The following is a 23,754-nucleotide window of genomic DNA, read 5'->3' on the forward strand; positions in this document are numbered from 1 at the left end:
ACGCTCAAGTCGTTGCTTCAATCTTCAATCGTTTCCCAAAAATAAAGCAGCCAGATGGCTGCTTTATTTGTTGCCTTAAAGCGTACGGGCCTTATTGGCGTGCCAGACGATTGTTTTCCGGCAGGTGCTCAAAGTCACTGCGAAACGGATTGATATCCAAGCCACCGCGGCGGGTGTAGCGAGCGAACACCGTCAGCTTGCTGCAACCACAATAGTGTTTGAGATCGGTAAAGATACGCTCAACACATTGTTCGTGGAACTCGTTATGCTGGCGGAACGAGATGAGATAACGCAGCAGCTTCTCGCGGTCTATCTTGGGACCCTGGTAACGGATCATCACACTGCCCCAATCCGGTTGCGAGGTGATAAGACAGTTTGACTTGAGCAGGTTGGAGTTCAGTGTCTCTGCCACCAACTGTTTGTCGTCAGTGCTGTTTTCAAGATAGTCCGGATTGAAGTCGTAGTTATCGACCTCGATGTCCAGGTCGTCGATACAGGTACCGGGCAGCTCTACTATACGGGCCAGACCAAAGTATTTGGGCTCAATCACCTTAACCTTGACCTCGCCATTGGCGCACTGGGCCAGGTCTTTTTCCAGGGTGCGGCTGACGGCTTCAACAGAGTCAAAGCGGGTCTGGTTGAAGCTGTTGAGATACAGTTTAAAGGATTTGGACTCGATCAGGTTTTCACTGTTTACATCCAGTTGAACATCCAGAATGGCCACCATGGGCTTGCCCTTGGCATTCAGCCATGAGAGTTCATAGCCGGTCCAGAGGTCGGTTCCGTGAAAAGGCAAAGTGCCTGTGAGGGCGATGGCATCCCGATTGAGTTTTCTGGGAACCCCTTGCAGCAGCGATGGCGCATACTCGGCCTGATACTCTGTGGTCTGACCCAGGGTCAGCCCCTCAAGCTCGGCGGCACCACTATAGGGATCGTGATTTCGTGTCATCAAACATCTTTCCGTGTCAAAATAGGGGCACATTATAACCTAGTTTGGACGGTTCTTAAGTGTCTTGTCTGGCTGCACTGACAAAATTTCACGAAATCTATAAGGCCGCCTTCGTGGAGCGATTGGGCGAATTGCCCCGTTGTTTTACCCACGGCAGGCCTTCTCCTTGCCTGGCTGATGACGCACTTGCTGGCAGCGAAGAGCCCCAGCCATGGCAGATGGTCCCAAGGCGGGAAGTCGCGGTATTCAACAATGTATCCCACGCGATGGATATCGAGTTACACCATGATATCGACGATTTTTATGGGCATCTATTTGGCGGTCCGTTGCAATTTGATTCACCTTGGGGAGAAGGTGAATTGATACAAATTTGGAACGAAGACGATTTTGTGTTGCTGCAGCAAAACATCCTCGGGCATCTGATGATGAAAAAGCAGCTCAAGCAGCCCCAGACCTGGTTTGTCGGCTTGATTGGCGACGTGGATGAGATGGTCTCGGTAAACAATGCCGATGGCACTGTCTGGCGTGAAGTTGCCGGTCAGGAGCCCCATGAGCAACTGGCTGAGAGTCTGGAAGCGTTTTTGCAGCAGTTGAAACCGAGGGTTGCGCCGCCTCAGTATCATCAGGAGCCTGCCGCTACGGTAAATCCGCATCCGGGCATTTTCGCCAGTTTAAAGCGCATGTGGCAAAACCTGACGGGCCGCTGAAAATCAAATCTGAAGAATCAAAAGGGCGCCTTATGGCGCCTTTTTAGTTGGCCATGTTTTGTTTGCCATGGTGGGCCGATTTACCTGGTATCTATCCGGTTTATTGATAATCCCAGGACAGATTGGAGACGATACGACAGGGCTCGCAGCGGAAATGAAACATGTCGAGCAGTGGCTCATCCAAACGCCAGCCTGTGCTGCCACAGCGGGGGCAGGGCCGCGCCAGCTCATCCTGCAAACTGCTGCCGCCTACCCGATACAGGTAGTAGTAGGTGGGGATTTTGGTGAGGTATTCGATGCGCCCCCTGAGATCCCACCCCCGGCGAAACAGATCGCTGCCGACATTACAAAGCTCATCCAGCGCTGCAAATTCCGCCTTGGTAGCGGAGGCCATCTGCAACTCGTCACAGGCCTGCCATTCGGTTTGCCAGCGGATCAATTGCTTATGATCGCCATTAAAGGTCGCCGGCAGCTTGTAGAGTGGAATGGGCAGCAGGTTATCGCCGCTGCGCACCGGTGAACACATGTGCACATAGCTTGTGTACAGCAGTTGCCACTCGGGCGTGTGTGTGGCGCTTTCATTGGCATTGATGTCCTGCCCCAAGAGTTTTTCACGTGGTGGCAGTATCTTGGCATCGGTGAGCCCTTTTAAGGCTGCTTTGGCCCACGGGCTGTTATGGCGGTTAGCCAGACTATCCTGTGCCGGCAACATCAGGCGCGCCTTAAACTCGCCGTCGTGAAAGCTGACTGCAAACTCGCGACCGAGAATCTGTCCGTTGGCACGCCAGGCTTCGAGCAGGTGATTGATGGCGTGCTGAGCCGCACTGATGGTGGTGTCAGCAAAACACTCAAAACGCACTTCGCAAACGAACATCAGTGTTTCGCCTCTTCGAGTGTTTTTAGGCGCTCATTAAGGTTATCACACAGGGTCTCAAGCAAAGCTACCCGTTGACGCAGTGCATCCAATTCAGAGGGTTCATCAGTTTCTGGGTCTTCGCTGATGGGCGCAACGAGTTTAGCTTTGTCGGAATGACTGAGTTGCTTGAACTGAGTCAGCCCCTTGATGATGACCGGCATAGGAACGGACTGTGCCAGATTGGCCTTGATAAGGGCAACACTGGGCTCCAGGCCTTTCAGCTCCAAAGAACGGGCTACCGCCAGTACCTGCTCAATTTGACTCATAGTTGGTGAAATTCCTTAAAAGATCCATGAGTGGAAATGATAAATCAATTTAAAACAATGCATTACGTTTTGGCGTATTTCTTGCTGACCCTTGGCCGCTATGACTGTGAGTTTATCACAGCGGTCATCATAAGGAGAAAAGGAATGAAAGCAGTTTATTTGGGGCTGACGTTGGTTGGGAGTCTGGTACTCGGTGGTTGTGTGGTTAACGTGGGTGACGGTGTCAGTGGTTATCAGGATTGGGAAAAAACACAGCTGGATAACAGAGAGCATCTAACGCAGCTCAGCTTGGGAATGGATAAATCCCAGGTTCTGGCATTGATGGGCAAAGCGGACTTCCATGAAGCCTGGCAGGCCGACGGTAAAGAAGTGCAGGTGTTTTTTTACCGCACCCACAGATTACACGGTGATGGCAGCACCACCAAAGAAGAATGCACTCCTGTAGTACTGCACGATAACCGTTTGGTTGGCTGGGGTGAAACCGCCTATCGCCGGGGCTGAGCTATTTACGTAGCCGGGTGTCCAACAGGTCAATGAGTTCTGACCAGTTGGCATCCATTTCCAGCGATTCTCTTAAAAACCCGGCTTGTGCCGGCGTCCAGAAGTCTGCCTGCCAAATGGCCAGGTCGGCACCTATAGTATGCTTTTCAATAAACAGGCCGATGGCCTTATCACTGCTGTCCAGCCCCAACTGTTCAAATAAATGACTGAGATCCACGGGGGTTGTATCCATAGTCTTCCTCCGGCCGACACCATGGGTTAATAATTGATTGCTCGCGTTAAAAAGGCAAACTCGATTAATAATTGCACTTTTTTCAAGGCTTGTTACATTGGTTTATGTGTGATCTGGATCAAGGAATAACAAGAGTGGAACACCAAACTAAGGAAAGGTTTCGCGCTGTTTATCTCACCGCTGAAGATTTGAGGGTTGCCGCTTCAATTCTGTATAACGCGTACCATGATGACCCGTTTTTCATGCAAACCCTTGGGTACGAAGACAAGGTCTCTTACGAGCAAAAACTCCGGGCCGCCATTCGCGAAGAGCTCAACGAATTGTGGCAACAGGAGCAAACCCTGGTGGGTTGGTTCGATGAAGAACGCCTGATAGGCATTGCCTGCGTGGTCAGCCAACATGCGCCCTTGGGGGAAGCTAAAAATTGGCATTGGCGCCTGAAAATGTTGCTGGGTACAGGGTGGCAGTCTACCCAGATGATGTTGAAGAAAGAGGCCCAAATTTTGGAACACCTGCCCGGTAAGGCCTGTGGCATTTTGCAATTTATTGCGCTGGCGCCAACTGAGCAGGGTAAGGGGCATGGTCAACAACTGCTTAAAGCGGTGCAGTCATGGTGTGACGATCAGCCTGAGTTGGATGGCATAGGGGTATTTGTCAGCCATCCGTTGCATAAGCACCTTTTCCAATCCAATGGTTTTGAAAGCCTAGGCCCCATCCACTTTGATAAAGTTGAAGGTGAGCTGATGTTTTATCGCAGGCCATCCAATGAAGCCTGAGTTTCACAGTTTCAGCGAGTTTTACCCCTATTATCTCAGTGAGCACACCCATCCGCTTTGCCGCGCATTACACTACCTGGGATCATCCTTGGTGCTGTTACTTCTGCTTATTCTGTTGATTTCAGGTGAGTGGCAGTGGGCCTGGTTATTGCCGGTAGTGGGGTATGGGTTTGCCTGGATAGGGCATTTTTTTATTGAAAAAAACCGTCCTGCGACATTTCGTTATCCCTGGTACAGCTTTCTGGGTGATTGGGTAATGCTGTGGGATTTTATTTCCGGCAAAAAACGCCACAGATGTGACTGATACAGATCTCTATTGTCCGTGTGAGACATATCTCACACGCGGCGTAGGACAAAATGGCTAAATCTCTCCAATATAGACTACCAACCCGGGCTTGTTTCTTTCAAAAACATTAAGTTACCAGCTGAGTGGATATTGAAAGCCTGTCATTCAGCATCCAGTGTCGGTGTGCGCCACCGTGTTTCTCCATCGTATTTGATAGACTGTACTTGCAGTCAGGGAATGACTTACACGCTGAATAAGGATGTTCCAATTCCATCGGTGCCAATGAAGGTGCCGCGCCCGGCAGGATGCGCGGGGTATCAGGCAGGTCAGGGACGCAATGGCCGTAAGGACAGGCAGGATGCCAGAGTCAGGATGACACTAGGATATTCAGGACAGGTTCAGGATGAACAGCACCGTTAAGGATTAGCGGTTAATGGAACCAGTACTGAAGGGATCAGTAAGCAGGACGCGATACGGATAGCGCTCAGGGATGCAGCAGGAACGGTAGCTGGAAGCGACCGGTCAAGGGATTGAGTACGAAAGTACAGGGAACATGGCCAGGATGCCAGGGATATGCTGGATGCAATCAGACGCATGGACGGTGCAGGGAGCACAACTTAGCGGGATGGCTAACAAGGTAAAAATGGGGCGCGCCTTTAAGACGCGCCCTTTTTCTTTGTGTCACTTTCCATTTGCCTGTGAATTGCCGCTATCGATTGCCAGACCGCTGAGTACCATCCAATGGTAAAGACAAACTGACTACATGCCGTGTGAGATATTTCTCACACCTTATGTAAGAGATGCGGGTTTGCGCATGGGATGAATTTCCGTATAAAAATTAAATAGTGAATAAAAACATGGAAGTAGGTTTGATTTTTTTGTGTGACATTTTTGCGGCAGTTATCACATTCGTGTAAACCCCACCCTTAACCCGCAGCAATCAGTAAAATTCAAATTGTCGAGGGAATGATGCTGGCAAAGGATGCCAAATCAGGACGATGACAGGAAAGTCTCCAGGAACGGAGCACCGATGCAGGATGTATCGGACAAGGACGTATACAGGATGTGCCAACAGGATGTTGGAATAGCGGCAAAGGACGCCAGAGCTCTCCAGGAAGGAAAGTTTGAGTGCCCCGGATGGCGCAAAACAAGGATGGTTGAGTATGGATACTCGTCAGGGATGAAATCAGGACACGCTCACGGATGGAGCAGGCTCGGTCAAGGGATAACCGAGTGAGATGGAAAGTACGCAAGTACAGGGACAAGCAAAGGAAAGCCAAGGACGACGCAGGAAGCAACGCATACGCATGGATGGTGCAGGGAGCACAATAATAGCTGGATGGCTTAACAGGGAAACAGATGGGTGCGGTTCGAAAGGGCCGCACCCTTTCTTATTTTAAGCCGGTGTGTTTTGTTTTTAATCAGGTGCGGACAGGTTGGAAACAGCTTTCCATCAACTTCTCAACTTCTCAACTTCTCGGCTTAACCCTGTCTTACGATGATGTCAACCAAGCGCACTGATGCAGAATACGCTACAATGACTTACGCCACGAGAGCTGAGCTAAAAGCTAAAAGCTAAAAGCTAAAAGCTAAAAGCTAAAAGCTAAAAGCTAAAAGCTAAAAGCTAAAAGCTAAAAGCTAAAAGCTAAAAGCTAAAAGCTAAAAGCTAAAAGCTAAAAGCTAAAAGCTAAAAGCTAAAAGCAAGTAGCGTGGTCAATTGAAGGCAACGCTGTGTAAACCGCAACGCTTTGTGTTGGTTAACGAGCTCTTATCCAGAACTGATTGCTTGTATCCGTGTCTTGTCAGTCGCCATTCATGGCACTAAAAAGAAAGCGGGCCAGTGCCCGCTTTCGATGCGCTATTCGATTTAACCTGCGAACGACATTCTGACTGACATTCCGATGAGGGTTGTTTCCCCTGTGGAACTCGCGGCATTCACGAGGCTTAAGGCTTACACTCAGCGACAGCTTCCAGAACTACAATTACTTTTGCTGCCGCAGCCCCCACCCAATGAGCCCCTTGCTGTAGGCGCCTGATGCCATTCAGGTTCGGGAAAAATCGGCCATTCAATTTTCTGGATTTTCTTGCCCAGCATATGGATATGGCCCCGATATTGATTGATGCCATCGGTTGAGAATTCAAACAGATAACTTGCTTTCCAGCCTATTCCGGTACTGGCACCCAAGGTCGGTTTCGCGCTGAGCTGGGCAATTGCCAGTAATTGCACGTTTTGGCGCTTGGCTTCTTTTTCGGCGAACATGCGGGCAATTTCCGCCATTTGTCTCAATTGCCAGAAAAACGCTGCAATCAGAGCAACGCCAAGGAGTAAAAGCAAGTCGGTCATCATGATTTGGTCGCCTTGAACAGTCCGCCGATGGCCAGAGACAGGGCATCGCTGCGATTCGGATCCCGGATAGCCATCAACATGGACGTGCGCAGTGCCGGGATAGCCACAATATCAGCAAAGACTTGATTGAAAAAGTCTTGCGGCATCAACGCCAGTGCTTCCAGGAAGTTTTTGCGACACACATCATCCCGCAGCGCCAACCAGTTCCGACCGGCGATGCAGATCAACACCTCTTCGGTGAGCAGTCGTTTCTCTGCCAGAGACGCGATGGCTCGCACAGAGGCATCAGACTGGCTGCCCAAGGCCCTTAAAAAGTAGATGAGGCGTGCATCCCTGTGTTCTTCCAGCCCCGCCAAGAGTGCGTCTTTTACTTCATCCGATACCAGCACATGCTCAAGGCACTGACACAGTGCTATTTGAACTTCCATTGGTGCATTTTTAAGGGCACGGGCCACCATGGCTGCATGGTCCAGCTCACCGAGTCTGACACAGATGTCAGCCAGCCCCTGAAACCCCACATTCGGCCAGGACTCTGCCGGTAGCTGGCCCGATAAATACTGAGCAGCAAATTCATACTGACTGGAAGCCGAACGTCCGAGATGACGGCGCACCAGGGCATTAAATACCGCCAGTTTCTCCTGTGTGGGTTTAAAGCTGAACGGATGATTGGCCATTTTCTGCTGTTCATCTTCGCTCAGCGTCCGGGTCAAATCCTGGCCCAGAGCCTCCAAAATCATTTGAATGAAGTGACTGCGTGGTGCGGGGCTCAGCAGACCCCGCTCATCCAATGGCAGACTGATAAACCACACGAAGTGTTGTTCGCTGGCATCCCAAAATACCAGTGCCATTTTGGCGTGTCCCTGGATGGGATAGGGATAAGGGGCCTGCAATGCTTCAATTTGGGCAAATGCCATGGCATCGATATGTTGCACACGGCGCCCCAGATCGTACACCTGAAACTGGGTCTTGGCGGTGGAAAGAAATTGACTGATGCTGGTGATTTCTGCCATCTGAAAGCGGCCTGTAAAAGAGAGTGTTCCGATGGGGCGCCATTATAGGGTTAAGTGGCGCAAGATGGTACAATTGCCCTTTTTCAGCAGAGTCTTTCCGATGTCTACTGCCAGTTTACCCAAATCCGACACCAAGCTAATTTCGCTGCTCGATGAACTGGAGCAAGCGCTCAAAGCCGCGCTGCTGTGGCGGGATGAGATGCCAACGGCACAAGCCTTGGCCAGTCAGGCCCCATTCGGTTGTGACTTATTGGCTTTTGAAGAGTGGTTGCAGTTTATTTTTTTGCCACGGTTTCGTGTGCTTCTGGAGACAAGACAACCACTCCCGGCTGCAATGTCCATATTGCCTATGGCCCTGCATGTTTGGGGCACTCACGCAGACAAAGACGCTCTGTTGATTATCCTTGCCAATCTGGATGATGCCGTTAATGGAAAATGAAACAGTACAGGCCGGTACTTTTGAGTTGGCATTTGCCGACACGGCGCCTGCCATTGAAATCCTCTACGAGGATGAGGCCATGGTGGCCATTCATAAGCCTGCAGGGCTGCTTGTGCATCGTACATATCTTGCACGAAAAGAACATTGGTTTGCGATGCAGCTGACACGTGATCTGGTGGGTTGTCATGTATTTCCGGTTCACCGCCTTGACCGGCCCACATCGGGCGTATTGCTCTTTGCCAAATCCAGCGAGGTGGCCAATAGCCTTTGTGGTCAGTTTGCCAGCCATAGCATCCGCAAACACTATCTGGCACTGGTACGCGGCAATATGTTTGACGCAGGCGTGCTTGATTACGCTCTCAAAGAAGAGCTGGACGAGCTTGCCGACAAAGACGTTGACCCCGATAAGCCCGCCCAAGAGGCGATTACTGCTTACCGGCCACTGCTCAATAGTGAAATTCCGTATTCATCAGGGCGTTATCCAAGCAGCCGTTTTGCCCTGATGCATCTGCAGCCCCAAACGGGACGCAAACATCAGCTGCGCAGGCATATGGCGCATCTGCGCCATCCTATTGTGGGTGATACAACCCATGGCGATGGCAAGCAAAACCGCTTTTTCCGAGAGCACTTTGGAGTCAATCGTTTGTGGCTGATTGCCAAACGACTTGAGCTGACGCACCCACTGACGGGGGCGCCAATCGCCATTGAAACTGAATTGGAGCCTGAATGGCTTGACGTGTTTTCCGGGCTTGGATGGGACGAGGAGACGCTGGCGTTATCGCCATCCATGCTTATTGCGTGAAATCAGCCTGTTTGTTTCAGCCTTGCTTTGATTTCGGCAAGGCTAACAAAACCTGCCACTTGAGTATGGGGAACATCGGGCCAGATTTTTTGACTTTGAAAGTAACGGCTTCGCCTGTGCTGACAGGCTTTGTGCTGTTTCTTGCGGCAGCTCGGTTGCATTGCGTGCTTCCCGTAAATGAGCATCCGTCCATGGTTATCTGTGCTTCAAATCTGTCCTTCCCCGAAAAGGGCTTGAAGCAGAACCCTTTACAAGGTAGCACGAATAGCGGAAAAACCGCCAATGAATATGACGACTTGCCTGTGGTTGGTCCTTTCGCGTATGTTTGAGTCCATATTACTGATTATTTTAAATTAAACCGGGAGAGTTACCCCGAAATGAAACACGTTGACCTGGCATTTGGCACTGTTTATGGCAGCGCGCAGTTTGTGGCTGAAACCCTGGCAGATGAACTCGCAGACTTGGGATATAGCGTTCGGCTATGGCAATCCCATGAGCTGAACGACTTCACTCCCAGTAATGAAGGACTATTGATTCTGGTGTCGTCCACCACTGGCAGTGGTGATTTACCGGAAGACATCCAGTCCTGGTACTACCGCATCCAATCAACTGCACCCTATTTACCCGGTCTTCATTACAGCGTCATTGGCCTTGGGGATTCCAGCTACAGCGAGTTTTGTGGTGCCGGCGAAAAGCTGGATGCACTCTTTACTGAGCTGGGGGCCAAACGGGTCTTGCCGCTGCTGCGCATTGATGCAATGGAAACCATGGAACCGGAATTAGAGGCCAAAACGTGGCTGACGCAATGGCACCAGCAAGTTCAGCACGGCCTGAACGACTAACCCGCCTGAACCGACACTGGTTCAGGTTTGCCCAGCGGCTGTCGCAAACGCTGCTGATCCCCATTGCCATACTCCCGGCAGCGGGCGTCATGATAGGGATTGCTACTAATCCCTTGCCCTTTATTCCAGATGTGGCCAATGTGTTGATGTTGAGTGTGGGCAAGCTCATCTTCGACATTATGCCCATGCTGTTTGCCATCGCGGTCGCTATTGGTTTCTGCCGCGATCAGGGAATTGCCGCCTTCTCTGCTGCCTTTGGCTACGGTGTGCTGCTGTCTACTCTGGCAGCAGCGGCCAAGGTTTATCATTTGCCGTCTCACATAGTGTGGGGTACGCCCACCATAGATACCGGCATAGCCGGCGGCATGTTAGTGGGGGGGATTACCTGCGTTGCGGTGCGGCTCAGTGAAAAGCTCAGGCTGCCTGCCGTGTTTTCGTTTTTTGAAGGCAGACGCAGCGCCCCGCTGATAATGATCCCCCTGGTGATGTTGCTCGCTGTAATGCTGGCGTTTATCTGGCCGCCACTTGCCTTATCCATTGAGCGTTTATCTGACTGGGCCGTGTATCAGGAACCTGCGATTGCCTTCGGATTTTACGGTATGGTCGAACGGTTGTTGTTGCCGCTTGGGCTGCACCACATCTGGAATGCGCCTTTTTATCTGGAAGTGGGTCAATATGCCCACGATGGCGAAATTGTACGGGGGGAGATGGCGAGATATTTTGCTGGCGATCCTTCTGCGGGGAACCTTGCCGGTGGTTACCTGATTAAAATGTGGGGGCTGCCTGCGGCGGCACTGGCCATATGGCGCTGCGCGGATAGAAATCAACGTAACCGGGTTGCCGGGGTCATGTTATCTGCCGCGACTGCCAGTTGGCTGACCGGTGTGACAGAGCCGATTGAGTTCGCTTTTTTGTTTGTGGCACCACTCTTGTACTTGTGTCATGCCCTGCTGACGGGTCTCGCTTACAGCATCGCCATTTTGCTTGATATGCACCACAGTGTGGTGTTTTCCCACGGATTGGTGGATTTCGTGCTCCTGTTTCCGCAATCGAGTAATACCCATTGGATTTGGTTCCTGGGGCCGCTGACATTTGTGATTTATTACATTCTTTTCCGGGCCAGTATTCTGGCGTTTAACCTGAAAACCCCCGGCCGCTTTGAAGCCGATACAGGACAGAAACGTAATTTGATTGCCATCGTCTCTGCGCTGGGCGGCGGCGGAAACATTGCTGATTTATCAGCTTGCCTGACCCGTCTGCGGATAAGTGTCGCCGATCCTTCCCAGGTAGACAGACAAAGGTTAATGTCATTGGGTGCCAAAGGCGTGATAGTGGTGGGCAGTGGTGTTCAGCTGGTGTTTGGTACCAAGGCCGAGACCTTAAGAAAGCTGCTGCAGCGTTACCTGGATACACGTAGTTAAGCCGTCTGTTGTGGGATCTTGAAATTTACGGCCAATTTTTTACGTTTCTTCTTGTCTATCTCCCCATGTTTCTCTGATATCTGATAAAAATCAGGGTAATTCGCTATTAATACTGTGCCTGTGGCATGCTGCCCAAAATACAACGAATAGGGGAAGTGTGTGTTGCAACCATCAGATCGCCGGGTATTGATAACCGATTGTGCCGATGCCAAGGGCCTTATCGCCAAAATCACAGGTGTGTGTTTTGAAAATGGCCTCAACATCATCAAAAACGACGAGTTTGTTGATAATACCGAGGGGCGCTTTTTTATGCGTACCGAGCTGGAAGGCCTGGTAGATGAGGCGGGTTTGCTCGGCGCGCTCGATGAGGTGCTGCCCGCACACCATCACACCAACCTTAAACCGGCCGGGCGTAAAAGAGTGGTGGTGTTGGTGACCAAGGAAGCTCACTGTCTGGGTGATTTATTGATGAAGGCTTATTATGGCGCTCTGGATGTGGATATTGCTGCAGTCGTGGGTAATTACGATAAACTCAGGCCACTCACGGAAAAGTTTGATATTCCTTTTCATTATGTCAGCCACGAAGGGCTGGACAGACATCAGCATGAAGCGGCGCTGGCTGAGGTCATTGCGCCCTATGGGCCCGATTATCTGGTGCTGGCCAAGTTTATGCGCATTCTGACACCGGAATTTGTTGCGCGATATCCCAATCGCATCATCAATATTCATCACTCGTTTTTGCCAGCCTTTATTGGTGCCAATCCCTACCGACAGGCTTGGGAGCGCGGCGTGAAGATAATCGGGGCTACGGCTCACTTTGTGAATAATTGCCTGGATGAAGGTCCTATCATCAAACAGGATGTCATTCACGTTGATCACAATTACAGTGCAGCAGAGATGGCAAGGGCTGGACGGGATGTGGAGAAATCGGTGCTGAGCCGGGCGCTGGGTTTGGTACTGGCCGATAAGGTCGTGGTTTACGGTAACAAGACCGTGGTGTTTTAACACAGCACCCACCAAAAAGGCGCCTCGGCGCCTTTTTGTGCTACTTGTCGAACTCTACATAAAGCATTTCATCGGCGTGATTCATGGCCAAATCTTTGATGGTTACTTTACCTGGCAGGTAGCGGGCAATGCGCTCGGCCGTGCGGTTTGACCCGTTGGATACGGCGAAGTCATAGAAGGTTTCACCGTTGCAAACCAAGCGAGGGAACACCCGGGTTTCGTTAATGCGGTGTTCTTTCATGGTCGAAAGGAATTGCACCTGGCTGTCACTCAATCCGGTTTTACATACTGCAATCAGTTTGTTTTCCACATCGGGGCTCATGGCGGCGGTTGCACCCAAACTCAGGCATCCTAAAGTCAGTGCGGCAAAAGCGTGTTGTATCTTCATTTGTACTCTCCTCGTTGTACAGACACCCCTAGATTACAGCTCTCTCCTTACACAAAATCGACACATAAAGTATGTCATTCTGTATGAATTTGTGACTATCCACCGTGCTGTATGTCCCATGGAGCCTGGCGGGGGATACTTTTGCATGCAGCTTGGCAAGTGTTTGAAAATTGATTGGTGTAATGCACCGCCATTACATTGCGGTGGATAAGTTCAGACAATAAAAAAGCAGACCTGAGTCTGCTTTTTTATATTGTGTACTATTTAATCGACGATACGCAGCAGTTCATTGATACCGACTTTGCCGCGGGTCTTTTCATCGACCTTCTTCACAATGATGGCGGCGTAGAGGTTGTACTTACCGCATGACGAAGGCAGGGTACCTGATACTACTACTGAGCCGGCCGGAACGCGACCGTAATGGATTTCACCGGTTTCACGGTCGTAAATGCGGGTGCTCTGGCCAATGTAAACGCCCATGGAGATCACAGAGCCTTCTTCTACCACCACGCCTTCTACGATTTCAGAGCGGGCACCGATGAAGCAGTTGTCTTCAATGATGGTGGGGCCAGCCTGCAACGGTTCGAGTACGCCGCCGATGCCGACGCCACCAGACAGGTGCACGTTTTTACCAATTTGCGCACAGGAGCCCACGGTCGCCCAGGTGTCAACCATGGTACCTTCGTCAACATAGGCCCCGAGGTTCACGTAAGATGGCATCAGCACGGTGTTTTTACCGATAAACGAGCCTTTACGCACGGCAGCAGGAGGCACAACCCGGATGGCTTCGGCGCGGAAACGTGCTTCGTCGTAATCAGCAAACTTCATGGGTACCTTATCGAAGTACTTGGTTTCGCCGCCTTCGATAACGCCATTGTCAAAAATGCGGAACGACAGCAGTACGGCCTTTTTCAGCCATTGGTTAACATGCCACTGGCCGTCAATTTTCTCGGCCACGCGCATTTCGCCCTTGTCGAGCATGTTGATCACTGTCTCAACATCGGCACGCACGCCTGGCTCGACACTGCTTGGGGTGATGTTTGCGCGAGCTTCAAAAGCCGCCTCGATACGCTGGCGTAAAGCCTCCATGTGGGTTCTCCCGTTTTGATAAGGTGTTAAAAAATTGTCTGGGACAGGGCACTGACCAGTGCCTCTTTAAGCCGTCGCTGTTCCTCGTCACTGAGGGCTTGACCGTCATTGGTTTGCAGTACGAAAAAGTCTTCAGCCCGCTCACCGATAGTGGTGATTTTTGCTGCCAGCAAGGTTATCTCACAGCGATAGAAGATGTCACCCACTCTTGCGAGCAGACCGGGCATATCCAGAGCGATAAGTTCCATCATACTTGTACCATGACGGCTACCCGGCAGAAAACTGACCTGTGTTGGTACGTTAAAAGGTTTCATCTTGCGGGAAAGCTTACGGAACTTTGTCGGTCTGGGGTTTTCACTGGCAAGTGCCTTTTCAAGCCCCTTGCGAATGCTCTGGATACGCGACAGCTGCATCAGGGGTTCGCCATCCTGCTCAAGAATCACAAAGCTGTCCAGGGCATAGTTATCCTTGGAGGTCATTACAGTCGCATCGTGGACATTGATGTTTTTGTTGTCCAATACCGCCATCACGGTGGCGAACAGCTTGGGCTTGTCGCGGCAGTAAACAAATAGCTCGGTGCCGCCACGGGTTGTGTGTTTAGAGATCAGCACCAGCGGCTCATCCTGGCGGTGTTTAAGGATGCCCTCAGCATGCCAGGCGATTTGATTGGGTTGATGGCGCAAAAAGTAATCGGCTTTGAACCTGGCCCACAGGGCATCAAGTTCTTTTTCCTTCACGCCGCGACGTAGCAGCTCCTTTTTCGCCTTGGCCTGGTATTCCCGTACCCGGGCGCGGATATCTACCGGTTTTTCTTTGCCCCGTGCCAGAACCCTTTGGGTTGAAAAGTACAGATCCCTCAGTAGTGAGCCCTTCCAGTTGTTCCAGGTTTTTTCGTTGGTGGCGCAGATATCAGCCACCGTCAGGCAGTAGAGATAGCTCAAGTGCACCGCATCGCGCACCTTACCGGCAAAATCCGCTACCACATCGGGGTCAGAAATATCCCGCCTTTGGGCTGTTACCGACATCATCAGATGGTTTTCAACCAGCCAGCTCACCAAGCGGCCGTCATGATCGTTCAGGCCATGGGACTTACAAAACGCCAGCGCATCCACGGCGCCGAGTTTACTGTGATCGCCACCACGGCCCTTGGCAATGTCATGGAAGATGGCCGCGAGTACCAGCAGCCCCTTTTTCGGTAGCTGATTAATCAGCACAGACCCCAAGGGGAACTCATCTTTTTGCTCAGGCTGCGAAAAGCGCTCGATATTGAGCAACAGCCTGTGGGTGTGTTCATCCACTGTATAGGCGTGAAAGAGATCGAACTGCATCTGGCCTTCAATGGCGCGCCAGGCGGGCAAATAGGCAGACAGAATGCCGTGCTTGTGCATCAGGGAAAACGCCGAAATACCCCGTGGATGGCGCAGGATTTCCATGAATACCTGACGGCATTCTGCGTATTCCATCAGTGGTTGGGTGAGCGCTTTTCGGGCCTGGCGCATGGAGCGCAGGGTAGGGGCGTAGATACCGCGGATATTGGAGTTGCGGGCTATCAGCAGAAACAGCCCCATGATGTCTTCCGGCTTCACAAACGGATTGGCCGAGAGGGCCTCTATAAAGCTGCCACGACGTTGAAAGTTGTCGTTTATCGGGACGATTTCCAATGCCTTGGTGTGGCCCAATGTTGCGCGTTTGAAAAGCTGCAGCAGCATTTCATTGAGCTCCATTACCCGCCGAACGGTGCGGTAGTAGAGCTTCATCATCTGTTCGACGGCAAGCTGGGTCTTGTCTTCGTATCCCAAAAGTTCTGCGACCTGGCGCTGCAGGTCGAAGAGCAGGCGGTTTTCGTCACGTCCAGAGGCAATGTGCAGGGCAAAGCGGATTTGCCACAAAAACTGCTGACACTCGAGTAACTCCTCAAGCTCTATGGGCTCAAGGAAACCATGTCCGACCAACTCCTCCAGACGCGAGGCGTTGAAGTGACGCATGGCGACCCAGGCCACGGTTTGGATATCGCGAAGGCCACCCGGGCAACTCTTGACGTTGGGCTCTAAATCGAATGCGCTGGCCTTGGTGTGCCGGGCCTGCTGCTCATCCCGCTTGGCCACAAAAAAGTCGCTGGATGGCCAAAAATCCTGGGTGCGGATGGCATCGTAAAGCTCATCAAACAGGGGCTCTGTGCCGGTGAGAAAGCGTGCCTCCAACAAGTTGGTGGCGATGGTGATATCGTCCCGGCCGAGGGTAAGGGTATCTTTAATGGTGCGAACGCTGTGGCCAATCTCGAGGCCCGCGTCCCACAAGAAGGCAATAAAGTAGCCGAGCACAAACTCGGCTTCTTTGGGGAGCTTTTCATCCACTAACATCAACAGATCTATGTCTGAGTGGGGATGCAGCTCACCACGACCATACCCCCCCACCGCAACCAGGGCGATGGGGTAATTGCCCAGACCATGTTGGCTCCAGGCGGTTTGGAGTAATTCATCGACGACCCGGCAGCGGCGCCTGACCAGTTCGACAACATCTTCACGGGCCGCGAAGGCCAGCGCCAGTTCCTGATTCAGCGCCTGCAAAGAGGCTTTGGCCTGCTGAGCCGTCGTCATGGATTGCCTTATTTGTGATTGATTATGCGTGGGAAATCTTCTTCGCTGCGCAGGGTGAGTACTTCCACACCCGTCTCGGTTACCAAGAGAGTGTGTTCGTACTGGGCAGAGTTTTTGCCATCGATGGTGGTCACAGTCCAGCCATCGTCTTTGTCGAGCACAGTCTGGTGACGACCCGCGTTGATCATCGGTTCAATGGTAAAGCACATGCCGGGGCGAAGAACCGTGTTGTCGGTGTTTTTGTAGTGCACGACCTGAGGCTCTTCGTGGAAAGTGGCACCAATGCCGTGGCCGCAGTAGTCACGGACAATGCTGTATTTCTCAAGGCCGGTCTTGGCTCCCTTGACCACTTTTTCAATGGTGGCGCCGATTTCACCCAGCTTCATGCCGGGACGAACCTTGCGAATGGCTGCGTACAGGCTCTCCTGTGCGATTCGGCACAGGCGCTTGTCTTTTGGAGATACTTCACCGATGAAAAACATCTTGGACGTATCACCGTGGTAACCGTCTTTGATGACTGTAATATCGATATTGAGGATATCGCCGTCTTTCAGTGGCTGATCTGAGGGGATGCCGTGGCAGATAACTTCATTGACCGAAGTACAGATAGACTTGGGAAAGCCGTGGTAGTTGAGCGGCGCAGAAATGGCACCCTGTTCTTCGGTGTATTTGGCGCAAATATCGTTGAGTTCATTGGTGGTCACGCCAGCCTTGACAAAGGGCGCAATCATTTCAAGAACATCTGCGGCCAGCTTACCTGCGGCGCGCATTTTTTCTATCTCATCGGCGGTCTTGATGACTATACTCATGCAGTTGTTTTCTCACCTAGTATCACAGGGAATTGGGGCGCTGACGTGCCATAAATCAGCCCGCAAAAATTTGTGTTGCGGGCTGATTTATGGTATAAAGCGCGCCGTTATGTTTGACTCTCAAAAACACCGCATGGGGATGACCCGGGCAGTGGTGAGTGAAATATGGCGGCCATTATACATGGCTAATCTGTAAATACTAAATCGCACACGTGTCGGCACATGCCTCGGGGTGCTTCCGGTCAAAGGCCGGGGGTCGAGTTCATGGGACGCGTGGAGGTCAAACCCCTTTTACTTTTTAAGGTATTCAAAATGACTACAGTTTCAATGCGCGACATGCTCCAGGCCGGTGTTCACTTCGGTCACCAGACCCGTTACTGGAACCCAAAGATGAAGCCATTCATCTTCGGTGCCCGCAACGGTGTACACATCATCAACCTCGAGCACACTGTACCAATGTTCAACGAAGCTCTGGCTTTCATCAGCAACGTAGCTTCCAAGAAAGGTAAAATCCTGTTTGTTGGTACCAAGCGCGCTGCCAGCGAAGCTATCAAAGAAGCTGCTGTTTCTTGTGACCAGTACTACGTTGATCACCGCTGGCTCGGCGGTATGCTGACCAACTGGAAAACCGTTCGTCAGTCTATCAAGCGTCTGAAAGAGCTGGAAACCCAGTCTGTTGACGGTACTTTCGACAAGCTGACCAAGAAAGAAGCCCTGATGCGCACTCGCGAGCTGGAAAAGCTCGAGAAGTCTCTGGGTGGTATCAAGAACATGGGCGGTCTGCCTGATGCTCTGTTCGTGATCGGTGCCGACCACGAGCACATCGCCATCAAAGAAGCCAACAACCTGGGTATCCCAGTAGTTGCTGTGGTTGATACCAACGCTTCTCCAGACGGCGTGAACTACATCGTTCCTGGTAACGACGACGCTATGCGTGCTATCCGCCTGTACACCGAAGCTGCTGCCACTGCTGCCAAAGCTGGCCGTGGTCAGGATCTGGCTGTACAAGCTGAGCAAGACGGTTTCGTTGAAGCCGAATAATAAGGTTGATGAGCTTCATCTCCCTTATTAACCAAGATCTATGATTGGTTAACAGGGGCCCGTGGGCCCCTGTTTTATACCTGCTTACTCGGCAAATGATTGCCGAAACTCAAAGAGGAATTTAACAATGGCAATTTCTGCTGCCCTGGTTAAAGAACTGCGTGAGCGCACTGGCGCCGGCATGATGGATTGTAAAAAGGCTCTGGAAGAGACTAACGGTGATATCGAGCTTGCTATCGATAACATGCGTAAGAGTGGCGCTGCCAAAGCTGCCAAGAAAGCCGGTAACATCGCTGCTGAAGGTACCATCCTGATCAAGCAAGGTGCTGGTTTCACTGCTCTGCTGGAAGTTAACTGCCAAACTGACTTCGTAGCCAAAGATTCTAACTTCCTGGCTTTCGCTAACCAGGTTCTGGAAGTGGCTGCTGCCGGTAAAGTATCCGTTGAAGACCTGAAAGCACAGTTTGAAGAAGCTCGTGTTGCTCTGGTTGCCAAAATCGGTGAAAACATCAACGTACGTCGCGTTGAGTACATCGACGGTGAAAACGTGGCTGCTTACCGCCACGGCGACCGTATCGGTGTAGTAGTTACCGGTACCGCTGACGAAGAAACTCTGAAGCACCTGGCCATGCACGTTGCTGCATCCAAGCCTGAGTACGTAAATCCAGAAGACGTACCAGCTGAAGTGGTTGCCAAAGAGCGTGAAGTTCAGGTTGAAATCGCCATCAACGAAGGCAAGCCAAAAGAAATCGCCGAGAAGATGGTTGAAGGCCGTATGAAGAAGTTCACCGGTGAGGTTTCTCTGACCGGTCAGCCATTCATCATGGAGCCAAAGAAGACTGTTGGCGAATTCCTGAAAGAGAAAGGCGCTACTGTTGCTAACTTCATCCGCCTGGAAGTGGGTGAAGGTATCGAGAAGAAAGAAGAAGATTTCGCGGCCGAAGTGGCCAAGCAAATCGCTGCTTCTCAAAAGGCCTAATCGCCGCTAGGTAAGTACCCCAAGACCGCAGCAGCCGCTGCGGTCTTGTTATAATCAGGATAAAAATCATGAGCACCAATCCAAAACCAGCATTTCGACGCATTCTTCTTAAGTTAAGTGGTGAGGCCCTGATGGGCTCTGAGGGCTTCGGTATTGATCCCAGCGTACTGGATCGTATGGCTCAGGAAATCAAAGAACTGGTAGAACTGGGCATCCAGGTCGGGGTAGTGATTGGTGGTGGTAACCTGTTCCGTGGAGAAGGTCTTGCCAAGGCAGGTATGAACCGCGTGGTGGGTGACCACATGGGTATGCTGGCGACCGTGATGAATGGTCTGGCAATGCGCGATGCCTTGCACCGTGCCTATGTGAATGCCCGTCTGATGTCTGCCATTCCCTTGAAAGGGGTGTGTGACGATTATAATTGGGCCGAGGCTATCAGCCTGCTCAAGTCCGGACGTGTGGTGATATTCGCTGCCGGTACCGGTAATCCTTTCTGCACCACCGACTCGGCGGCCTGTCTGCGCGGCATTGAAATTGAAGCCGATGTCGTGCTAAAAGGCACCAAAGTTGATGGCGTTTACTCCGCCGATCCTATGAAGGACCCGGAAGCCGTCAAATACGATGAACTCTCTTACGCCGAAGTTCTCGATAAAGAATTGAAAGTGATGGACTTATCTGCCTTTACCATGGCGCGTGACCATGATATGCCTATTTTGGTATTCAACATGAACAAGCCCGGTGCCCTGCGCCGTGTTATCATGGGTGAAGGTGAAGGCACCATCATCAAAAAATAAGCGACAAGTTTGCGAACATTAATGACCGAAAAGGACATTTAACGTGATTGAAGATATCAAGAAAGATGCTCAGGATCGCATGGGCAAGTGTGTAGAGGCCACCAAGGCCCAAATGGCTAAAGTACGTACTGGCCGTGCCCACCCAAGTCTGCTGGATACCATTCAGGTAAACTACTACGGTTCCATGACGCCTCTGAAGCAAGTGGGTAACGTGACCATTGAAGACTCACGCACCCTGGCGGTGAACGTGTTTGACCGCAGTGCCATCCAGGCCGTAGAGAAAGCTATCATGAGCTCAGACCTGGGTCTGAACCCAATGTCTGCCGGTGCGACTATCCGTATTCCGCTGCCACCACTGACTGAAGAGCGTCGTCGTGACCTGGTTAAAGTAGTTCGCGCCGAAGCCGAGCAGGGCCGTGTAGCCATTCGTAACGTACGCCGCGATGCCAACTCCAGCTTCAAGCAGCTGGAAAAAGAGAAAGAGTGCACCGAAGACGACGTACGTCGTTCCGAAGAAGAAGTTCAGAAAATCACCGATCTGCACATTAAGAAGATCGATGAGCTCCTGGCTGCCAAAGAAGCGGAGTTGATGGAGGTCTAACCCTCCGGTCAGCAAGCTAGAGTTAAGACGCCGTGTAGGGGTATACTACACGGCGTTTGTTTATTTATAGGGTTGTATATCGATGTCTTCCAATAGGGAAATTGCCGCTGATTTGGCGTTGGATGCTCAACTCGGTGATGTCTCAGGGTTGGTCAACCAGTCTCTGCCCCAGCATGTGGCCATCATTATGGATGGCAATGGCCGTTGGGCACAGGCACAGGGCAAACCCAGAGTAATGGGGCACAAGGCGGGTGTTAAGGCCGTGCGCCGGGCTGTGAGCACGGCAAGCCAATTGGGCATCAAGTCGTTAACCCTGTTTGCCTTTTCCAGTGAAAACTGGCGTCGTCCCGATGCTGAAGTCAGCTTGCTGATGGAACTGTTTTTCACGGTGCTGAAACGGGAAATCAAGCTGCTCAGCAAAAATGGGGTCAGGTTGAACATTATCGGTGATACCAGCCGTTTTTCGGACAGGCTGCAACAGCAAATTCGCGACGCCGAAGAAAAAACGGCGGCAAACACAGGCCTTATTCTGAACGTTGCCGCCAATTACGGTGGGCGCTGGGACATACTCCAGGCAGCACAGCAGCTGGCACAAAAGCTGGCATCTGGTGAAATCGACAGCAGTCAGTTTACCGAAGAGGCCTTAAGTCAGCATTTATGCATGCAAAGTCAGGGCGAAGTTGATTTAATGATCCGTACTGGTGGCGATTACCGCATCAGCAATTTTGTGCTCTGGCAGGCAGCCTACGCTGAGTTGGTGTTTACTGACACCCTGTGGCCGGACTTCGACGAGCAATGTTTCAAAGAGGCTATCGCTTTATTTGCGAGCCGCCAGCGCCGTTTTGGTTTGACCGGAAGTCAAATCGAAGCCTTGCGTGCTTAAGTCATCTTTTACGAGGGACGTTTTTTGCTAAAACAACGAATAATAACAGCAATCTGGCTTATCCCACTGGTATTTGGCGCTATCTTCTATTTGCCTTCATCCATTTTTGCCTGGGCGCTGGTGGGCGTATTTTTAATTGCCGCAAAAGAGTGGGGACGCATTATTGATGCTGGTTGTCAGATGACCCAATGGAGCTTTACGCTGACCCTGGGCATTTTGCTGGTAGCCCTGAATATATTGGTGCCCGCATCCGAGGTCTGGCACTCCGGGCAATTGCACCCCATCTTTCTGGCTGTGACGCTGCTTGGCGGATTTTGGTGGGTCATCGCCATGGCACTGGTAGTGACCTATCCCAAAAGCGCTCGTCTGTGGCAACGCAGCCATATGCTGAAATCCATGTTTGGTCAGCTGACGCTGCTGCCGTGTTTTGTAGCGCTCATTGCCCTTAAATCCCTGAGCACCGATGCTTCACCCTACTTTGGTGGCGTAATGGTTTTCCTGGTGATGTTGGTGGTGTGGGCTGCTGACTCGGGGGCTTACTTTGTTGGCAAGGCACTGGGGCGCACCAAGCTTGCGCCCAATGTCAGCCCCGCCAAAACGGTGGAAGGCCTGGTGGGCGGCTTGCTGACTACCATGATAGTGGTGGCTATTGTGATGAGCCTGTCACCGCAGCAGGAGCTGGGGTTGGTGATTGCCGTGACCCTCTTTACTGCGCTCGCTTCGGCGCTCGGTGATTTAACCGAGAGTATGTTCAAGCGGGTAGCCAACATTAAAGATTCTGGCACCATATTGCCGGGCCACGGTGGGGTGCTCGATCGCATCGACAGCCTCACAGCTGCGTTGCCAGTCTTTACCCTTATCTACATCGCCTTCTGGATGTAATCATGCAAAATCTGGTGATCCTTGGGGCCACAGGCTCTATCGGTAAAAGTACTCTGGATGTCATCAAACGTAACCCCGAGCGTTATCGGGCGTTTGCCTTGGTGGCGGCAACCAGCGTGGAGCGGATGCGGGACCTTTGCATTGAGCATCGCCCTCGTTACGCCCACATGGTGGATGAGTCAGCGGCAAAACGCCTGGCCGATGCTTTGCCGACCGGTCTTGGGATTGAGGTTTCCAGCGGTGATGAAGCGCTGCTTGGGCTTGTGACGGCCGCCGAGGTAGATACTGTCATGGCTGCCATCGTAGGCGCGGCGGGACTTCTGCCGACCCTCGCTGCGGTTCGTGCCGGTAAGCGGGTGTTGCTTGCCAATAAAGAAGCGCTGGTCATGTCAGGTGAGCTCTTTATGGAGGAAACCAAAAAGAGCGGCGCCCAGCTCTTGCCGGTGGACAGTGAACACAATGCGATATTCCAGTGCCTGCCAGAGCAGGTACAGCGAGAAATCGGTCACTGTGATTTATCCGCAGCCGGTATTTCCCACATCTTACTGACCGGCTCCGGTGGCCCCTTTTTAACATCTCCGCTGGACACCCTGGCCACCATGACGCCTGCCCAGGCCTGCAAACATCCCAATTGGTCCATGGGCCCGAAAATCTCAGTAGACTCAGCCACCATGATGAACAAGGGGCTGGAGTTCATAGAGGCTCGTTGGCTGTTCAACACCGCCAGGGACGAACTCAAGGTCGTTATTCATCCGCAAAGTGTCATTCACTCAATGGTCCAGTACCGTGATGGCAGTGTGCTCGCACAAATGGGTAACCCGGATATGCGCACACCCATAGCCCATGCCATGGCGTATCCGCAGCGAATTTCAGCCGGTGTGGAACCTTTGGACTTTTTCAAAGTCGGACACTTAAGCTTTTGTGAGCCCGATTACAGCCGTTTCCCTTGCCTGAAACTCGCCATGGATGCTTGCCATCAAGGACAGGAGGCTACCACAGTGCTCAATGCCGCCAACGAAGTGGCTGTGGCTGCGTTTTTGGACGGACGGATTGGATTTACCGATATCGCTGTGATTAATGGCGAATGTCTGGGTAAGATAGCCAAGACTCATCTGGACTCACTGGATGCCATACTCGCGCTGGATTGGGAAGCGCGCCGACTGGCGAACCAACTGATTAGCCGGGTTTAATA

At 51.8% G+C, this 23,754-nt stretch carries 27 protein-coding genes; 17 read left to right on the forward strand and 10 right to left on the reverse strand.

All coding sequences use genetic code 11. From position 1 onward, the window contains the following. Positions 1-91: 91 nt before the first annotated feature. Positions 92-949 (reverse strand): NADPH-dependent 7-cyano-7-deazaguanine reductase QueF, encoded by an 858-nt coding sequence (gene queF / locus SAMA_RS05870; protein WP_041409699.1) that lies wholly within the window; start codon positions 947-949, stop codon positions 92-94. Between the two features lie 59 nt (positions 950-1,008). Here queF and syd point away from each other — a divergent pair, with 59 nt between their 5' ends. Then, a complete protein-coding gene (gene syd, locus SAMA_RS05875) occupies positions 1,009-1,656 on the forward strand; it encodes a SecY-interacting protein (RefSeq protein WP_011759237.1) in 648 nt (215 codons plus the stop codon). A gap of 100 nt (positions 1,657-1,756) precedes the next feature. Here syd and SAMA_RS05880 read toward each other — a convergent pair whose 3' ends face one another. Next, positions 1,757-2,530, reverse strand: coding sequence for a Zn-ribbon-containing protein (locus SAMA_RS05880; RefSeq protein ID WP_011759238.1), 774 nt, complete (start codon positions 2,528-2,530; stop codon positions 1,757-1,759). Further along, on the reverse strand, positions 2,530-2,838 hold the full coding sequence (locus SAMA_RS05885; protein WP_011759239.1) for a hypothetical protein: 309 nt from the start codon (positions 2,836-2,838) through the stop codon (positions 2,530-2,532). Before SAMA_RS05885 ends, SAMA_RS05880 begins: the two co-directional genes overlap by 1 nt. Before the next feature lie 144 nt (positions 2,839-2,982). Between SAMA_RS05885 and SAMA_RS05890 the strand changes: the two genes are divergently transcribed. Beyond that, positions 2,983-3,339, forward strand: a complete 357-nt coding sequence (locus SAMA_RS05890) for a DUF3192 domain-containing protein (RefSeq protein WP_011759240.1) — start codon at positions 2,983-2,985, stop codon at positions 3,337-3,339. A 1-nt stretch (position 3,340) separates the two neighbouring features. Here the strand turns inward: SAMA_RS05890 and SAMA_RS05895 are convergent, their stop codons facing one another. Beyond that, positions 3,341-3,571 carry a DUF2789 domain-containing protein gene (locus tag SAMA_RS05895; RefSeq protein WP_011759241.1) on the reverse strand — a complete coding sequence of 77 codons (231 nt, stop codon included), beginning with the start codon at positions 3,569-3,571 and terminating at the stop codon, positions 3,341-3,343. 134 nt (positions 3,572-3,705) lie between these two features. Here SAMA_RS05895 and SAMA_RS05900 point away from each other — a divergent pair, with 134 nt between their 5' ends. Next, complete coding sequence (locus SAMA_RS05900; protein ID WP_011759242.1) at positions 3,706-4,347, forward strand: GNAT family N-acetyltransferase; 642 nt, start codon at positions 3,706-3,708, stop codon at positions 4,345-4,347. Beyond that, positions 4,337-4,651 carry a DUF962 domain-containing protein gene (locus SAMA_RS05905; RefSeq protein WP_011759243.1) on the forward strand — a complete coding sequence of 105 codons (315 nt, stop codon included), beginning with the start codon at positions 4,337-4,339 and terminating at the stop codon, positions 4,649-4,651. The genes SAMA_RS05900 and SAMA_RS05905 overlap by 11 nt, the downstream gene beginning before the upstream one ends. 1,939 nt (positions 4,652-6,590) lie before the next feature. Here SAMA_RS05905 and SAMA_RS05915 read toward each other — a convergent pair. Both SAMA_RS05915 and SAMA_RS05920 read right to left on the reverse strand, forming a co-directional pair. Next, positions 6,591-6,980, reverse strand: coding sequence for a DUF3301 domain-containing protein (locus tag SAMA_RS05915; RefSeq protein WP_011759244.1), 390 nt, complete (start codon positions 6,978-6,980; stop codon positions 6,591-6,593). Then, a complete protein-coding gene (locus SAMA_RS05920) occupies positions 6,977-7,990 on the reverse strand; it encodes a DUF3549 family protein (protein WP_011759245.1) in 1,014 nt (337 codons plus the stop codon). Before SAMA_RS05920 ends, SAMA_RS05915 begins: the two co-directional genes overlap by 4 nt. 100 nt (positions 7,991-8,090) lie before the next feature. On the opposite strand from SAMA_RS05920, the gene SAMA_RS05925 reads away from it, so the two are divergent. The 6 genes from SAMA_RS05925 to purU all read left to right on the forward strand — a co-directional run bounded on the left by SAMA_RS05925 (position 8,091) and on the right by purU (position 12,499). Further along, a complete protein-coding gene (locus SAMA_RS05925) occupies positions 8,091-8,429 on the forward strand; it encodes a YqcC family protein (RefSeq protein ID WP_041409701.1) in 339 nt (112 codons plus the stop codon). Beyond that, on the forward strand, positions 8,419-9,231 hold the full coding sequence (gene truC, locus SAMA_RS05930; protein ID WP_041409702.1) for a tRNA pseudouridine(65) synthase TruC: 813 nt from the start codon (positions 8,419-8,421) through the stop codon (positions 9,229-9,231). The genes SAMA_RS05925 and truC overlap by 11 nt, the downstream gene beginning before the upstream one ends. Next, on the forward strand, positions 9,228-9,560 hold the full coding sequence (locus tag SAMA_RS19590) for a hypothetical protein (protein WP_157608310.1): 333 nt from the start codon (positions 9,228-9,230) through the stop codon (positions 9,558-9,560). The genes truC and SAMA_RS19590 overlap by 4 nt, the downstream gene beginning before the upstream one ends. Before the next feature lie 48 nt (positions 9,561-9,608). Continuing rightward, positions 9,609-10,073, forward strand: coding sequence for a flavodoxin (locus SAMA_RS05935; RefSeq protein WP_011759248.1), 465 nt, complete (start codon positions 9,609-9,611; stop codon positions 10,071-10,073). Beyond that, positions 10,037-11,494 carry a PTS transporter subunit EIIC gene (locus SAMA_RS05940; protein WP_011759249.1) on the forward strand — a complete coding sequence of 486 codons (1,458 nt, stop codon included), beginning with the start codon at positions 10,037-10,039 and terminating at the stop codon, positions 11,492-11,494. The genes SAMA_RS05935 and SAMA_RS05940 overlap by 37 nt, the downstream gene beginning before the upstream one ends. Positions 11,495-11,653: 159 nt before the next feature. After that, positions 11,654-12,499, forward strand: coding sequence for a formyltetrahydrofolate deformylase (gene purU, locus SAMA_RS05945; protein ID WP_011759250.1), 846 nt, complete (start codon positions 11,654-11,656; stop codon positions 12,497-12,499). Positions 12,500-12,539: 40 nt separating this feature from the next. On the opposite strand, the gene SAMA_RS05950 is transcribed toward purU, so the two are convergent. The 4 genes from SAMA_RS05950 to map all read right to left on the reverse strand — a co-directional run bounded on the left by SAMA_RS05950 (position 12,540) and on the right by map (position 17,382). Further along, complete coding sequence (locus SAMA_RS05950; RefSeq protein ID WP_011759251.1) at positions 12,540-12,887, reverse strand: DUF3718 domain-containing protein; 348 nt, start codon at positions 12,885-12,887, stop codon at positions 12,540-12,542. Between the two features lie 264 nt (positions 12,888-13,151). Continuing rightward, positions 13,152-13,976, reverse strand: coding sequence for a 2,3,4,5-tetrahydropyridine-2,6-dicarboxylate N-succinyltransferase (gene dapD / locus SAMA_RS05955; RefSeq protein ID WP_011759252.1), 825 nt, complete (start codon positions 13,974-13,976; stop codon positions 13,152-13,154). 26 nt (positions 13,977-14,002) lie between these two features. Then, positions 14,003-16,573 (reverse strand): bifunctional uridylyltransferase/uridylyl-removing protein GlnD, encoded by a 2,571-nt coding sequence (gene glnD, locus SAMA_RS05960; RefSeq protein WP_011759253.1) that lies wholly within the window; start codon positions 16,571-16,573, stop codon positions 14,003-14,005. A gap of 8 nt (positions 16,574-16,581) precedes the next feature. After that, a complete protein-coding gene (gene map, locus SAMA_RS05965) occupies positions 16,582-17,382 on the reverse strand; it encodes a type I methionyl aminopeptidase (RefSeq protein ID WP_011759254.1) in 801 nt (266 codons plus the stop codon). Between the two features lie 312 nt (positions 17,383-17,694). Here map and rpsB point away from each other — a divergent pair, with 312 nt between their 5' ends. From rpsB to ispC, 7 genes are all read left to right on the forward strand, one after another. Next, positions 17,695-18,423, forward strand: coding sequence for a 30S ribosomal protein S2 (gene rpsB, locus SAMA_RS05970; protein WP_041410171.1), 729 nt, complete (start codon positions 17,695-17,697; stop codon positions 18,421-18,423). 127 nt (positions 18,424-18,550) lie between these two features. Then, entirely contained in the window at positions 18,551-19,402 is an 852-nt protein-coding gene (tsf, locus tag SAMA_RS05975; RefSeq protein WP_011759256.1) for a translation elongation factor Ts, read from the forward strand. Positions 19,403-19,470: 68 nt separating this feature from the next. Continuing rightward, positions 19,471-20,196, forward strand: coding sequence for a UMP kinase (gene pyrH / locus SAMA_RS05980; protein WP_011759257.1), 726 nt, complete (start codon positions 19,471-19,473; stop codon positions 20,194-20,196). Positions 20,197-20,239: 43 nt separating this feature from the next. Further along, the gene (frr, locus tag SAMA_RS05985; protein WP_011759258.1) at positions 20,240-20,797 is read left to right on the forward strand and encodes a ribosome recycling factor; all 558 of its coding nucleotides are present in this window, start codon (positions 20,240-20,242) and stop codon (positions 20,795-20,797) included. An 82-nt stretch (positions 20,798-20,879) separates the two neighbouring features. Further along, positions 20,880-21,680, forward strand: a complete 801-nt coding sequence (locus tag SAMA_RS05990) for an isoprenyl transferase (RefSeq protein ID WP_011759259.1) — start codon at positions 20,880-20,882, stop codon at positions 21,678-21,680. A 24-nt stretch (positions 21,681-21,704) separates the two neighbouring features. Next, positions 21,705-22,562, forward strand: a complete 858-nt coding sequence (locus tag SAMA_RS05995; RefSeq protein WP_011759260.1) for a phosphatidate cytidylyltransferase — start codon at positions 21,705-21,707, stop codon at positions 22,560-22,562. Positions 22,563-22,564: 2 nt separating this feature from the next. After that, positions 22,565-23,752 (forward strand): 1-deoxy-D-xylulose-5-phosphate reductoisomerase, encoded by a 1,188-nt coding sequence (ispC, locus tag SAMA_RS06000; RefSeq protein ID WP_011759261.1) that lies wholly within the window; start codon positions 22,565-22,567, stop codon positions 23,750-23,752. Positions 23,753-23,754 lie beyond the last annotated feature (2 nt).

It is taken from the genome of Shewanella amazonensis SB2B, from assembly GCF_000015245.1.
Taxonomy (GTDB): domain Bacteria; phylum Pseudomonadota; class Gammaproteobacteria; order Enterobacterales; family Shewanellaceae; genus Shewanella; species Shewanella amazonensis.

Coding starts and splice junctions, on each gene's coding strand:
- dapD (WP_011759252.1), bottom strand. CDS start 13,976: ATGGAGGCTTTACGCCAGCGTATCGAGGCGGCTTTTGAAGCTCGCGCA.
- ispC (WP_011759261.1), top strand. CDS start 22,565: ATGCAAAATCTGGTGATCCTTGGGGCCACAGGCTCTATCGGTAAAAGT.
- SAMA_RS05885 (WP_011759239.1), bottom strand. CDS start 2,838: ATGAGTCAAATTGAGCAGGTACTGGCGGTAGCCCGTTCTTTGGAGCTG.
- SAMA_RS05915 (WP_011759244.1), bottom strand. CDS start 6,980: ATGATGACCGACTTGCTTTTACTCCTTGGCGTTGCTCTGATTGCAGCG.
- SAMA_RS05935 (WP_011759248.1), top strand. CDS start 9,609: ATGAAACACGTTGACCTGGCATTTGGCACTGTTTATGGCAGCGCGCAG.
- queF (WP_041409699.1), bottom strand. CDS start 949: ATGACACGAAATCACGATCCCTATAGTGGTGCCGCCGAGCTTGAGGGG.
- SAMA_RS05950 (WP_011759251.1), bottom strand. CDS start 12,887: ATGAAGATACAACACGCTTTTGCCGCACTGACTTTAGGATGCCTGAGT.
- pyrH (WP_011759257.1), top strand. CDS start 19,471: ATGAGCACCAATCCAAAACCAGCATTTCGACGCATTCTTCTTAAGTTA.
- SAMA_RS05925 (WP_041409701.1), top strand. CDS start 8,091: ATGTCTACTGCCAGTTTACCCAAATCCGACACCAAGCTAATTTCGCTG.
- SAMA_RS05940 (WP_011759249.1), top strand. CDS start 10,037: ATGGCACCAGCAAGTTCAGCACGGCCTGAACGACTAACCCGCCTGAAC.
- SAMA_RS05990 (WP_011759259.1), top strand. CDS start 20,880: ATGTCTTCCAATAGGGAAATTGCCGCTGATTTGGCGTTGGATGCTCAA.
- truC (WP_041409702.1), top strand. CDS start 8,419: ATGGAAAATGAAACAGTACAGGCCGGTACTTTTGAGTTGGCATTTGCC.
- glnD (WP_011759253.1), bottom strand. CDS start 16,573: ATGACGACGGCTCAGCAGGCCAAAGCCTCTTTGCAGGCGCTGAATCAG.
- SAMA_RS05895 (WP_011759241.1), bottom strand. CDS start 3,571: ATGGATACAACCCCCGTGGATCTCAGTCATTTATTTGAACAGTTGGGG.
- SAMA_RS05905 (WP_011759243.1), top strand. CDS start 4,337: ATGAAGCCTGAGTTTCACAGTTTCAGCGAGTTTTACCCCTATTATCTC.
- rpsB (WP_041410171.1), top strand. CDS start 17,695: ATGACTACAGTTTCAATGCGCGACATGCTCCAGGCCGGTGTTCACTTC.
- tsf (WP_011759256.1), top strand. CDS start 18,551: ATGGCAATTTCTGCTGCCCTGGTTAAAGAACTGCGTGAGCGCACTGGC.
- SAMA_RS05880 (WP_011759238.1), bottom strand. CDS start 2,530: ATGTTCGTTTGCGAAGTGCGTTTTGAGTGTTTTGCTGACACCACCATC.
- SAMA_RS05890 (WP_011759240.1), top strand. CDS start 2,983: ATGAAAGCAGTTTATTTGGGGCTGACGTTGGTTGGGAGTCTGGTACTC.
- map (WP_011759254.1), bottom strand. CDS start 17,382: ATGAGTATAGTCATCAAGACCGCCGATGAGATAGAAAAAATGCGCGCC.
- SAMA_RS05920 (WP_011759245.1), bottom strand. CDS start 7,990: ATGGCAGAAATCACCAGCATCAGTCAATTTCTTTCCACCGCCAAGACC.